The following is a 14951-nucleotide window of genomic DNA, read 5'->3' on the forward strand; positions in this document are numbered from 1 at the left end:
CTATGAAAAGTGATATGAAGGCAAGCGGGTTACTCAAGCCATCTGTCAGCTATGGAAAATCATTGCGGCTTTCAGCGGATCAGCCGATGACGATTCCTGAAGTCCTGCACAAAACCGCCGCGGCAGCGGGAGATCAAAAGGGCATCACATATATACAGCCTGACGGCACCAAAGTGTACCAGACTTACAGCGGCCTGAAAAAGATCGCTCTTTCGATTGTGAAAGGGCTCCGCCAATCAGGAGTGAAGGCTCAGGATGAAGTCATATTACAGCTCAGTGACAATTCCCAGCTGATTCCTGCTTTTTGGGGCTGTGTTTTTTTAGGAGCGATCCCGGTTCCGCTTGCGGCCGCTCCGGCTTATACAGAAATGAACAGCGGGACGCAAAAACTAAAAGACGCCTGGATGCTGTTGAATCGGCCGTATGTCATCACAAGCCGTGACGTGCTGCGGGAGATGACTGAATGGGCGGAGGAGCAGGAGCTTTCCGGGTTTTGCGCTTTGGCGGCAGAAGATCTCAGTGCGCACGAAATGGATACGGACTGTCATCATCCCCGTCCGGAAGATTTGGCGATGCTGCTTTTGACCTCGGGAAGCACGGGCACGCCGAAAGCCGTGATGCTCAGCCATGAAAACATCGTCTGCATGGTCAAAGGAAATATTCAGATGCAAGGCTATACAAGTGGGGATGTCACGTTTAACTGGATGCCTTTTGACCATGTCGGCGGCATCGGAATGCTTCATCTGCGTGATGTTTATCTCGGATGTGAGGAAATCAACATACCGAGCGAATCCATTTTGATGGACCCTTTAAAATGGCTCGACCTGATTGATCATTACCGCGCTTCGGTTACGTGGGCCCCCAATTTTGCCTTTGGACTGCTTGCCGATTTTGCAGAAGAGATTCAAACGCGGAAATGGGACTTATCTTCCATGCGTTACATGCTGAACGGCGGGGAGGCCGCGGTTGCGAAAGTCGGACGCAGAATTATGGAGCTTTTAGAGCCGCACGGTCTGCCGGCTAATGCCATCCGTCCCGCATGGGGAATGTCCGAAACGTCTTCGGGCGTTATTTTCTCAGATGAGTTTACACTGGAAAACACGAGTGACGACGATCGTTTCGTCGAGATCGGTCTGCCGATCCCGGGATTTAATATGAGAATTACGGATGACCGCAATCAAGTGGTGGAAGAAGGAGAAATCGGCCGCTTCCAAGTGTCGGGTCTGACTGTAACGAGCGGATATTATGAGCGCCCGGACTTAAATGAGAGTGTCTTTACAGAAGACGGCTGGTTTGAAACGGGAGATCTCGGATTTTTGCGTGAAGGCCGCCTGACAATAACGGGGCGCACGAAAGATGCCATCATTATTAACGGTGTGAATTATTACAGCCATGCCATTGAATCAGCCGTTGAGGAATTGCCGGAAATTGAAACGTCTTATACAGCGGCATGCGCCGTCCGGCCGAATCAAAGCACGACAGATGAGCTGGCGATTTTCTTTGTGACATCTGTTCCGTTGGATGAGAACCGCATGACGAAGCTTCTTCATCACATTCACCAGCACGTGACACAGAGAATCGGCGTTACCCCTGATTATCTGCTTCCGGTCGCAAAAGAAGACATTCCTAAGACGGCGATCGGGAAAATCCAGCGCACTCAGCTGAAACATTCATTCGAACAAGGGGAATTTGATTCTTTACATAATAACAGACAAGAAGGCGTCAATTCAGACACGGCTTCTGCAGAGAAAGAAATTGAACGGGATTTTATCCGTTTTCTGAAAGAGGAACTTTCCATCGCGGATGAGCTCGTTGATCCAAATACGCCGTTTCAAAGTCTTGGCGTCAATTCCATCAAGATGATGAAACTCGCCAGATCAATTGAAAAAACGTATCACCTCCGGCTGACGGCAAGAGAGCTGCACAAAAACCCGACGATTGGCGCTTTAGCGGCTTATACTGCTGAAAAAGCGGCAAACATGTCAGCGGAGCATCATTCCCAAAAAGCCGAACCGCCGGCAGAACGGGAGAGACGGCAAACGGCGCCAGCGCTTTCAGAAGTCCAAAAAGGGCTGTGGACATTGCAGAAAATGTCGCCTGTAACGACTGCATATCATGTCCCGCTCTGTTTCCGATTCACATCCGGAATCGACAAAGAGAAACTGAAACAGGCGTTTCAGCTCGTATTAAAGCAGCATCCGATGCTCAAAAGCGCCGTGAATGTAACAGACGGCGGGTTTTATTTCATAGAAGCGGCAGATCCTTTTGTATTCTCGGAAGAAGATATTTCTGACGTCAATGAATCACAAATATCCGCTCTGATACGGAAAAAAGTGAAAGAGCCGTTTGTCAAAGAAGGCGGACCTTTGCTGCGCGTGCAGCTGCTTTCAAAATCCGCCGAGGAACATTATCTTTTGACGGTCATTCACCACATCGTGTTTGACGGCATTTCATCCATTACATTTATTCACAGTCTGCTGGATCATTATCAGGCGCTGCTGGAGGGAAAAGAAGAGTTTATGGCCGCCGCTCCCGGCATTCATCCCGATTTCGCGGCTTGGGAAAAGCGGTATTTGGCGGGTGAAGAAAGCAAAGCTGCCCGCGCTTACTGGATGAAACAGCTCGGGGGCGATCTGCCTGACCTTCAGCTTCCGCCGACGCGCACGGACAGCAGTGTTCCGGAGTTTACAGAAGATACGCTGACACGCCGTCTTCCCGAACGGCTGCTGAATAATATAACGGCGTTTGCCGCATCCCGTTCGATTCATTTGTCTACCGTCATGCTGAGCTGTTACATGGTGCTTTTAAGCAAATATACGGATAAGGAAGATATTGTGACAGGCATGCCTGCAATGGTCAGACCCGAAGAACGCTTTGACGGAGTGGTCGGCCATTTCCTCAACATGCTTCCCATACGGAGCAGAGCCGGACGAAAAGAAACATTTGCTGACTTTGTTCAAAAGGTGCAGGATGCCGTTCTGGACGGACTGGATCACTCCTTTTATCCGTTTCCGAAAATGGTGCGTGATGTGCATGCGAACCCCCGGCAGAACGGTTCGCCTGTTTTCAGCAATGCCTTTTTCTATCAGAACTTTCTGCAGCATTCAAGCTATCAATCGATGCTTGATGAATACAAGGGATTCTCCTGTGAGTTTGTAAAAGACATTCATCAGGAGGGGGAATATGACCTTGTATTTGAAATGTGGGAAGAAGCATCGGGCATGGATCTTACGATTAAATACAGCACCGAATTATTCGACGAAGCAGGGGCGGCCAGACTTTTCAGCCAATTTGTACAGGCTGCTGAAGCTTTGACGGCGAATCCGGATATGCCGCTTGAGAACGTTTCTCTCATGACAAAAAGAGAGGAGCACATGATTCTTAAGACTTGGAATGAAACAAGCCGTGAATATCCGGATGCCTGCTTCCATGAATTATTCGAACGTCAGGCGGCAGAAACGCCGGACGCTTGTGCGGTCGTGTATGAACAGCAACAGCTGACGTACCGTGAGCTTGATGAAAAAAGCACGAAGCTGGCGCTCTATTTGCAGGCGCACGGTGCAGGCCCTGATGATCTCATCGGCATTTATACAGACCGATCATTGCATATGGCTGTCGGCCTTCTCGGCATTTTAAAAGCCGGGGGAGCGTATGTGCCGCTTGATCCTTCTTATCCCGCTGACAGATTGGAATATATGATCGCCGACAGCAGGATTTCAATGTGCCTGACGACAGCTGATTTAGAGCACTCTTTGAACTGGGGAGGCGTGCAGACCACTGCCATTGACCGCGATTGGTCTCATATTGAAAGTACAGCCGCGGAAAGACCGTCGCTGAAGCGGTTAGTGACACCTGACGATCTGGCGTATGTCATTTACACGTCGGGCAGCACGGGCAAACCGAAAGGCGTGATGATTCCGCACCGGGCGCTGACCAATTTCTTACTCTCGATGGCGAATGAACCGGGGCTTTCGTCTGAAGACAAACTGCTTGCCGTCACGACATATTGCTTTGACATCGCGGCACTGGAGCTTTACCTTCCTTTAATCAAAGGAGCGGAGTGCAACATCTGTAAGACAGAAGTCACAAAAGACGCACGGAAGCTGAAAGAGCTGATTCAAGAGTACAAACCGACGATCATGCAGGCGACGCCGTTTACATGGAAAATGCTCTTTCATTCCGGATGGTCAAATGAAGAACATGTGAAAATCCTTTGCGGCGGAGAGGCGCTTAGCGAACAATTGAAGCAGCAGTTTCTCGATACGAAAAGCGAGGCTTGGAATATGTTCGGGCCGACAGAGACGACAATCTGGTCCGCGGTGCAGCGGATTACGGAAAATGAGAGCGCGCTTACGATCGGGCGCCCGATCGCCAATACCCGCGTGTATATTATGGATTCCGGTCTCAACCCTGTTTTAGAAGGGGTGCCGGGAGAACTTTGTATTGCGGGAGACGGATTGGCAAGAGGGTATTTCAACAAGCCTGAGCTGACAGATAAAGCTTTCGTCAGCCACCGGCTCGAACTGGGATCAAAGCTTTATAAAACAGGCGATATGGCGCGTTTTCTTCCCGGCGGCCGCATTGAATACATGGGACGGATGGATACCCAAGTCAAAATCCGCGGATACCGGATTGAACCCGGAGATATTGAGAGCCGGCTGAATGCCCATCCGGCCGTACAGGAAAGCGTAGTGGTTGTGAACAATCACTCCGGAAATGAAAAGCTTTGCGCGTTTTATATTCTGAAAAACGGAGAGCCGCTTCCGTCTGCAAAGGAATTGCGCAATCATTTGAAACAAGCGCTGCCGGCCTATATGACGCCAGCTTCGTTTATCCGTCTTGAAGAGCTGCCGCTCACGCCGAACGGAAAAGTGGACCGCAAGCTTCTTGCTGCGCGCGATCTGACGAAAAAGCAGCCGGACACACAAACATTTTCATCATCTCATATCCAGCAGGCGGTACTGGCGATTTGGCAGGATGTATTGAAAAGCAAAGATATAGAGCTTGATGACCGCTTTTTTGATGCGGGGGGAGATTCGCTTCTTGCCGTGACTGTCACTGACCGGATGACGCAGGAACTGGATTGTGAATTCAGTGTAACGGAGCTGTTTGAATACGCGACGGTAAAAGACATCAGCCGGTATATCGCTGAACAAAAACCGAAAGAAGCCGTTTGGGCTCCTGTACCGCAAAAGAAAGTGAATGCAGAAGACCGGGAACATCCGGCGGGAGAATTTCCCGATTATTACGAGGACAGCCTTGCGGTTATCGGTATATCCTGTGAGTTTCCGGGAGCGAAAGATCATTATGAATTTTGGAATAACATCAAAGAAGGCAAAGAAAGCATCACCTTCTTTTCAAAAGAGGAGCTCCGCCGATTCGGTATTTCTGAAGAACTGGCTGATCATCCCGGCTTCGTTCCGGCTAAATCAGTTTTAGAAGGGAAAGAAATGTTTGATCCCGGTTTCTTCGGCTTTTCACCGAAAGATGCGGAATATATGGATCCTCAGCTGAGAATGCTTTTGCTCCATTCATGGAAGGCAATCGAGGATGCGGGATATATCTCCAAAGAAATTCCGGAAACAAGCGTGTATATGTCTGCCAGCACGAACTCTTACCGCAGCCTGCTGCCGGAGGAGACGACAGCACAGCTGGAAACGCCGGATGGCTACGTGTCATGGGTGCTTGCCCAAAGCGGTACGATTCCGACGATGATTTCTCATAAACTCGGGTTGAAAGGGCCGAGCTATTTTGTCCATGCCAACTGCTCATCTTCGTTAATCGGCCTGCATTCGGCTTTTCAAAGCCTGCAGTCCGGCGAAGCCAAGTACGCCCTCGTCGGCGGTGCGACCCTTCATACGGAATCAAGCGCCGGATATGTTCATCAGCCGGGGCTGAACTTTTCAAGCGACGGGCATATTAAAGCGTTTGACGCGGATGCTGACGGAATGATCGGCGGTGAAGGGGCCGGCGCCGTGCTCTTGAAAAAAGCGTCTGATGCCGTTAAGGACGGCGACCATATTTATGCGCTGCTGCGCGGAATCGGCGTCAATAACGACGGAGCGGATAAGGTCGGATTTTATGCGCCGAGCGTCAAAGGACAGGCTGAGGTCATTCAGAAGGTCATTGATCAGACGGGCATCCATCCTGAAACGATCGCGTACGTCGAAGCTCACGGCACAGGAACAAAACTCGGCGATCCGATCGAACTGTCCGCACTTCAATCGGTGTACGGCCGATATACAGATAAAAAACAATACTGCGGCATCGGTTCAGTCAAAACAAATCTCGGGCATTTGGATACAGCGGCCGGAATGGCGGGCTGCATCAAGGTTGTCATGAGCTTATATCATCAGGAGATCGCGCCGAGCATCAATTACAAAGAGCCGAACCCGAATCTTCATTTAGAAGACTCTCCGTTTTACGTAGCGGAAGAAAAGAAAGAGTTAACCCGTGAGAACAGAGCGCACCGCATGGCTTTAAGCTCTTTCGGTCTTGGCGGAACAAACACACACGCGATTTTTGAACAATACCCGGATGCATCCGAAGCAGCAGACGCTGCGGGTCCGTTCATCATTCCGTTGTCTGCCAGAAAAAAAGATCGTCTGAAGGAGTACGCAAAGCAGCTGCTGGCTTTTCTGGAAAGAAAAACGGACGCCGACCTCGCTGATCTTGCCTACACGTTCCAAGTCGGAAGGGAAGCGATGGAAGAGCGCGCTGCCTTTATCACAAGCGGCACTGCGGAGCTGAAGCGGCAGCTTGCCGATTTTATCAATGATAAGCCGGCTGTAACAGGCTGCTTCAGAGGAGAAAAACAGCAGGCGAAAGATATTGCCTGGCTTTCTGATGATGATGACAGCGCTGAACTCATTGAGAAATGGCTTGCGAAAGGAAAAGGATCGAAGCTCTGTGAAATGTGGAGTAAAGGTGTCGCCATCAATTGGCACAAGCTTTACAAAGACAAGCATCCGAAACGAATCAGCGTGCCGGTCTACCCGTTTGCAAAGGAGCCGTACTGGCCGAAAAAAGCAGAAAAGAACACATCTGCTGCACACAACGGAGTCTCAGTTTTACACCCGCTCGTGCAGCAAAATACGTCAGATTTAACCCTTCAGAAGTTCAGCTCACGGTTTACAGGCTCAGAATTTTTCCTGAAGGATCATGTGGTCAGGGAAAAAGCCGTGCTGCCGGGAGCGGCATATTTGGAAATGTCTTATGAAGCGGTAAAACGGGCGCTTGGCGGCTTATTAAAAGACCAAGACAGAATAACGCTCCATCATACCATCTGGATGAAACCGATCGTCGTTCACGAACAAGAGCGCCAGGTCCATATTGCACTGTTCCCTGAAGAAGACGGCATCATCTCATATGACATTTACAGCGTAAACGCTGACGATGAAGAAGTGCTGCACAGCCAAGGGCGCGCGGAAATCATAAAGGCTGAACAAGATCCTGAGACAGACCTTTCTGCCATACAAAACAGATGCACAGCGGACATTCTTGATCCGGCGGCCTTTTATCGGGAAGGCCGGAGCAGGGGGATGTTCCACGGAAAAGCTTTCCAAGGCATTAAGTCCGCCTTTATCGGTGATAAAGAAGTGCTCTCGGACATACAGCTTCCGGATTCTGTTTCTCACACGAACGGACAATTTACGCTTCATCCGAGCATCATTGATTCAGCTATTCAGACGGCGACGATCTGCATTATGCAGGAGTTTTCCGGACAAAAGCTGATTCTGCCGTTTGCACTGGAATATCTTGAAGTCGTCAAAGCATGCACGCCGACTATGCGGGCGCATGCACGCTTCAGTGAAGGATATCAAACCGGTGATTCCGTGCAGAAAGCCGACATTGACCTGTTCGACGAAACAGGAGCGCTTTGCGTGAAGGTAAGAGGATTCTCTACGAGAGTGCTAGAAGGCGATGCAGAATCGGCTCAGCGGCTATCAGGCTCGGAAAAGGTCTTGTTTGCACCGGTCTGGAAAGAAGCCGCCGCATCCGAGAAAGCCTCTGTCCATGCTGATGAGCATTTGATCATACTTTGTGAAGATGCCTGCCGTATAAAAGATGAAGCGGCATCCGGCCTGAAAGACGCCGAACTGCTGATTGCAGAAGGTGAGGGTGAAACAGCCGCTGAACGCTTCCAAAGCTTTGCGCAGACAATCGCTGAACACATCCGGCGGATCATCAGCGAAAAAAGGCAGGGCCGCATTCTGATTCAGACTGTTATTTCAGCAGACGGCAGCCAGCAATTGTTTGCGGGGTTAACAGGTTTGTTAAAAACAGCCGAGCTGGAATACGGAAAACTTGACTGTCAGCTTATCGAAATGGAATCAATCGGCGAAATGCCGGCTGTCGCTCAAAAACTGAAAAATGACAGTCATCGGCCGCATGATAAACATATCCGTTATAAAGGAGAAAAACGGTATGTGAAGGCTTGGGAAGAAATGCATCCCGCAGGGGGCGGCATCGTCTGGAAGGACGATGGCGTATATCTGATTACCGGAGGCGCAGGAAGCCTGGGGTTGATGTTCGCAAAAGAAATCGCAGGTCGCGTAAAACACCCGAAAATCATTCTGACCGGCCGCTCAAATCTGGCAGAAGCCAAACAGCGTGAGCTTGCTATGCTTCAGCACTCAGGCGCAAATGTCGTCTACAAAAAGCTGAATGCGGCAGACCGGCGGGAAAATGAAGCGCTGATAAAAGAGATTACGGCGGAATTCGGAAAGCTTAACGGAATTATTCACGCTGCGGGAGTGATACAAGACCGCTTCCTGCTGCAAAAAACGAAGGAAGAGTTCAGGGAAGTGCTTGATCCGAAAGTCATCGGAACCGCTTATTTAGATGAAGCCAGCAAAGACTGCAATCTTGACTTTTTCGTATTGTTCTCCAGTGTTTCCGGCGTTCTCGGCAATGTCGGGCAGGCTGATTATGCCGCCGGCAACGCGTTTATGGATGCATACGCCGCTTACAGGCAATCCCTTACGGAGAATGGCCTTCGGCACGGAAAAACGGTCGCCTTTAACTGGACGCTGTGGAAAGATGGCGGTATGCAGGCGGGAGACGAGACGGAGAGAATGATGAAAAAAGCTTTCGGCATGGTTCCGCTTCAAAAGGCGTCAGGCCTGGCTGCATTTTATGAAGGAATGGCTCAGGAAAAGCCGCAGCTTTTAGCAGCCGAAGGACACGCTGCAAAATTAAAACAGTCGTTCCTATCCGTTTCTGAAACTGAAAAGCCGCAGGTGCAGAATATAGAGCCTGTATCCGCCGTTTCGGGAGACAAATGGCACGGTGCGCTTATCCGATTGGTCAGTTCAATTTTAAAAGTCGGCCAAGACGAGATTGATATTGATACGGAACTGAGTGAATACGGTTTTGATTCCGTATCGTTTACCGTCTTTACGAATCAATTAAATGAAGCGTATCAGCTGGAGCTGGCGCCGACGATCTTCTTCGAACACGGGACGATCCGCAGTTTAGCAGAGTATTTGACGGATGAGGCAGAAGCCGGCCTTCCTTCTCAGCCGGAAGAAAAACACGATGCAGAAGAATCTCTTCAAACGCTTCACACCGCTTTGACAGCCATGGTAAGCGGCATTTTAAAAGTAGACCGTGAGGACATTGAGACAGATACGGAATTGAGTGAATACGGTTTTGATTCCGTATCGTTTACCGTCTTTACGAATCAATTAAATGAAGCGTATCAGCTGGAGCTGGCGCCGACGATTTTCTTTGAGTACGGAACGATCAGCAATCTCGCCGGATATTTGGCAAAAGAGCATCCGGGCCGTTTCGGCGAAAAGAAGAAAGAGTCTCCGAAAAAAGAGCAGCCAAAAGCCCAAAAACCGAAAATGCAGCGGAAAAAGCGCTTCGCAACGGTAATGAACGCCGCGGCAGCGACACAAGAGCCGCGCCGCTTGGACCCGGTTGCCATTGTCGGAATCAGCGGCCGATTCCCGGGCGCGAAGGATATAGAGGAATTTTGGCGCAATTTGAAAGAAGGAAAGGATTCGATCACAACCATTCCGAAAGAACGCTGGGATTGGCAAGCGTTTGATGGCGGCCCGAATCTTGAAGAGAACAAAACGAATATCAAGTGGGGCGGCTTTATCGACGGAATAGCTGAATTTGATCCGCTGTTCTTTGGGATTTCACCGCGGGAAGCCCAATATTTAGATCCGCAGCAGCGGCTGTTATTGACTTATGCATGGCGGGCGATAGAAGATGCGGGCTGTAAGCCGGAAAGCCTTTCCGGCACAAATACGGGCGTCTTTATCGGCACCGGAAATACCGGTTATAAAGATTTGTTCACAAGGGCAGGTCTTGCGCCGGAAGGACATGCGGCGACAGGCAGCATGATTCCTTCCATAGGTCCGAACCGTTTGAGCTATTTGTTAAATCTCCACGGGCCGAGCGAGCCGATTGAAACGGCATGTTCAAGCTCGCTTGTGGCGATTCACCGGGCGGTATCCGCTATAGAAAACGGAGAATGCGACATGGCGATTGCCGGGGGAATCAATACGATTCTGACGGAAGAAGCGCATATCAGCTACAGCAAAGCAGGCATGCTCAGCAAAGACGGAAAATGCAAAACCTTCTCCAAAGATGCCAACGGGTATGTCAGAGGAGAAGGCGCGGGAATTCTGATGCTGAAGAAACTGACAGATGCAGAACGTGACGGCAATCCGATTTACGGCGTAATCCGCGGTACGGCTGAAAACCACGGCGGCCGGGCGAATACGTTAACCTCGCCGAATCCGAAACTGCAGGCTGATTTATTGGTGAAAGCATACCGGAAAGCGGGAGTGGACCCGAGCACCGTTACGTATATTGAAGCGCACGGTACAGGAACGGAATTGGGCGACCCGATTGAAATAAACGGTTTGAAAGCGGCGTTTCACGAGCTGGCAAAAACAAATCAAGAGCCCGAAGTCTCCGATCACCGCTGCGGCATCGGTTCTGTCAAAAGCAATATCGGCCATTTAGAGCTTGCCGCGGGAGTATCAGGCGTGATGAAAGTGCTTTTGCAAATGAAACACAAAACGCTGGTGAAAAGCCTGCATTGCGAGACGATCAATCCGTACATTCAGCTTGATGACAGTCCTTTCTACATCGTGCGGGAAAATCAGGAATGGACGGCAGCAAAAGATAGAAACGGAAATGCCATTCCGCGCCGGGCCGGGGTCAGCTCATTTGGCATCGGCGGGGTCAACGCCCATATCATCATTGAAGAGTATGTCCCGAAAGCAGCCGCTCAGCCTGAGCACAGCCCGGAAAATCCGGCAATCATCCTTTTGTCCGCCAAATCAAAAGAAAAACTGTTTGAACAGGCGCAGCAGCTGCAAAAAGCGATCCGTCAAACGCCGTATACAGATCAAGACTTGGCGGGCGTCGCTTATACGCTGCAAACCGGAAGGGACGAAATGGAAGAGCGCTTGGCCATTCTTGCAGCGACGATGGCGGAATTGGAAACAAAGCTCGAAGCATTTACGAAAAATGAGAAAAACATCGCCGGGCTGTATACCGGCCAGTCTCACCGCAATAAAGATACGTTTGCCTTGTTCACGGCAGATGAAGATATGGACATCGTCATTGACGCCTGGATTAAAAAAGGCAAATTCGCCAAGCTGGCAGAGGTATGGGTGAAAGGCGGCGTATTGAATTGGAACCGGCTGTATGAAAAGGGTACGCCGCGTTTACTCAGTCTTCCGTCTTATCCGTTCGCAAAAGACACGTATTGGGTGCCTGAGAATCCTGACAAAAATAAGGTCCATACAGAGGAACGGATGAAACGTATTTTGACGAAACAATGGGAACCGAGCCCGCTCGAACTGCGTGAACCGTGCGCACGTTCCGTTGCGATTTTGACAGGCGGGGACACGATCAATCTCGCAGAAGAGATCGCAGCGCATATGCCGAATCACCGTATCATCACAGCATCAGACCTTACCGGTGAATATGACTGGCAGGCGTTTGGCGGAGTCATCGACCTCCTAGGCGCAGCGAAAGAAGATTCTCAAGACATGGCCGGAATCAAATGGCTTCAGCAATTGATTGAGCATGGGCATAAAGAAGGGATGACACTGCTTTGTGTCACGAAAGACCTTGAGTCATTAAATAAAGAGGCCAATCAAACAACAGGAGCAAAACGGGCCGGTCTGTACAGAATGCTGGCATGCGAGTACGGTCACCTGTCTTCAAGGCATCTCGACCTTGAAGGAGCGCTTTCGGATGACAAACTGGCGAAGCAGATTGCCGATGAGTTTCATGCCCGCACTGATGACGCGGAAGTTTGCCGGAGGGACGGCTTGCGCTACCGCGCCGTATTGAGCGGATCAGAAAATATGAATATGCAAGGCGAGAGAATTGATTTTCCGGACAACCATGTGCTTCTGATCACCGGAGGGACGAGGGGGATCGGTCTTTTATGCGCACGCCATTTTGCCGAACATTACGGAGTGAAAAAACTGGTGCTTACAGGCCGTGAGACCCTTCCGCCGCGAAGTGAGTGGACGGGCGGACTGAATGGGGTGCCGGCTTCTGTAAAAGCGAAAATTGAAGCTGTTCTCGACTTGGAATCCAAAGGTGTACAAGTGAAGGTTTTGTCAGTCCCGTTAGCTGATGAAGCCGGGCTGAGACAGGAACTGAGTCAGATAAAACAGACGCTCGGACCTATCGGCGGCGTGATTCACTGCGCGGGTGTGACCGATAAAGAGACGCTCGCATTCATCAGAAAAACCGATGAAGACATACAGCGCGTGCTCGAGCCGAAAGTAGACGGGCTTCAGGCGTTATACAGTGTGCTCAGCGAAGAGCCGCTGAAGTTTTTCGTCTTGTTCTCTTCCGTGTCAGCTGCGATACCGGCGCTTTCGGCAGGACAGGCCGACTATGCCATGGCTAATGCGTATATGGACTATTTTGCAAACTCATACAAAGAGCAGCTGCCGATCGTAAGCATTCAGTGGCCGAACTGGAAAGAAACCGGAATGGGCGAAGTAACGAACAAAGCTTATAAAGAGAGCGGGCTATACAGCATCACGAATGCAGAAGGATTACAGCTCCTTGACGGCATACTTCTTGAATCAGCAAGGGGCCCGGTGCTGCCGGCCGTTCTGAATCCTAAGCTGTGGAAGCCGGAGCGATTCCTGCGGCGGAGCAGGCAGGATCAGCCAATGAGTCCGGCTATGGTAAAACCGGCGGAAAAAACCGCTTATGCTGCCGCAGACAACGCTCAATTAACAAGGAAAACAGAAGAATGGCTGAAAGAATTATTTTCTGAAGAGCTGCGGATTGACCAGGACCAGCTTGAGACAGACGTATTATTCCAGGATTACGGAGTGGATTCCATTATTCTTGCTCAGCTTCTGCAGCGGATCAATCGGAATCTCTCGGCATCGCTTGACCCGTCAATTCTGTATGAATATCCGACGATTCAATCTTTCGCAAATTGGCTTCTCGAAGGATATACAGAAGTTTTGTCAGAACGGTTTGATTTGGCGGCGGAGCCTGTTAAGAAAAAGCCGGCTGAGCCGGTGATTGAAACACAAGCCGTTAAGTTACAAGAAGAGGCGGCCGGAAAACAGATTCACCGGGAAGATATCGCGGTCGTCGGCATGTCCTGCCGGTTTCCGGGGGCGGCTTCCTTAGAGGCGTACTGGTCGCTTTTGGCTGAAGGCCGTTCGGCTATCGGTCCTGTTCCGGCTGAGCGATGGGGGTTGAAGACGCCTTATTACGCGGGAATGCTTAATGGAATTCATCAATTTGATCCGGACTTCTTTTTACTGGCAGAAGAAGATGTAAAGGCAATGGACCCTCAAGCTTTGGCCGCTCTGGAAGAATGCCTTAACCTGTGGTATCACGCTGGCTATACGCCGGATGAGATAAAGGGAGAAGCAATAGGTGTGTATCTCGGCGGACGCAGCCGTCACAGACCGGGTGAAGAGAAACTGCTGGATGCGAAAAACCCGATCGTCGCGCTGGGTCAGAATTATTTGGCCGCAAATCTCTCTCAATATTTTGATATGCGCGGCCCGAGCGTTGTCCTCGATACAGCTTGTTCTTCTGCTTTAGTCGGAATGAATATGGCCGTGCAGGCTCTTGTAACAGGAGAAATAAAAGCGGCCGTCGTCGGCGGGGTGAGCCTGTTTGAATCAGAAGAAACCCATAAATTATTTGAACAGCGCGGCATATTAAGTAAAGCGCAGTCGTTCCATGTATTTGACGAACGCGCCGATGGAGTCGTGCTGGGCGAGGGTGTCGGAATGGTTCTTTTAAAAACCGTGTCGCAGGCGATTGAAGACGGAGATTCTATTTATGCCGTAGTGAAGGCGGCATCCGTCAATAATGACGGAAGAACGGCAGGCCCGGCTACGCCGAGTCTGGAAGCGCAAAAATCCGTCATGAAGACGGCTCTTGAAAAAAGCGGAAAACAGCCGGAAGACATCACTCATATTGAAGCGAACGGTTCAGGCACGGTCGTGACGGATCTGTTAGAACTGAAGGCCATTCAATCCGTCTACCGTTCAAAAGACGCCGGCCCGCTCGGAATCGGATCTGTGAAACCGAACATCGGGCACCCGCTTTGCGCGGAAGGAATTGCAAGTTTCATAAAAGTTGTTCTCATGCTGAAAGAAAAGAGCTTTATCCCGTTTTTATCAGGCGAGCATGAAAACACACATTTTGATAGAGAAAAGGCCAATATTCAGTTCAGCCGCACTCTGGCAGACTGGCCGTCACCAATGCCGGCGGCAGGAATTAACTGCTTTGCCGACGGCGGAACAAACGCCCACGTCATTGTGGAAGCGTGGCAGGAAGACGAAGGGCGCCGAATCAAGCGCCATCCTTTAACACCGCCTGCATTAAATAAGCGGCTGATTTCGCCGGACAGCAAAGAAGAAACGAACGAAAAAGCTGCGGCAAACATCTGGGATACCTATGAAGTGGAGGTTTAA

1 protein-coding gene is annotated in these 14951 nt (G+C 50.4%); it reads left to right on the forward strand.

The window, feature by feature from the left end; genetic code table 11:
- Nucleotides 1-2: 2 nt before the first annotated feature.
- The gene (locus SB724_RS04175) at nucleotides 3-14951 is read left to right on the forward strand and encodes an amino acid adenylation domain-containing protein (RefSeq protein WP_410570169.1); all 14949 of its coding nucleotides are present in this window, start codon (nucleotides 3-5) and stop codon (nucleotides 14949-14951) included.

The sequence above is a fragment of the Bacillus sp. SIMBA_031 genome (genome assembly GCF_046535225.1).
In the GTDB taxonomy this organism is placed as follows: domain Bacteria; phylum Bacillota; class Bacilli; order Bacillales; family Bacillaceae; genus Bacillus; species Bacillus velezensis.

What these genes read in the sequence shown, in the direction of transcription:
- SB724_RS04175 (WP_410570169.1), top strand. Translation starts at nt 3, where the DNA reads ATGAAAAGTGATATGAAGGCAAGCGGGTTACTCAAGCCATCTGTCAGC.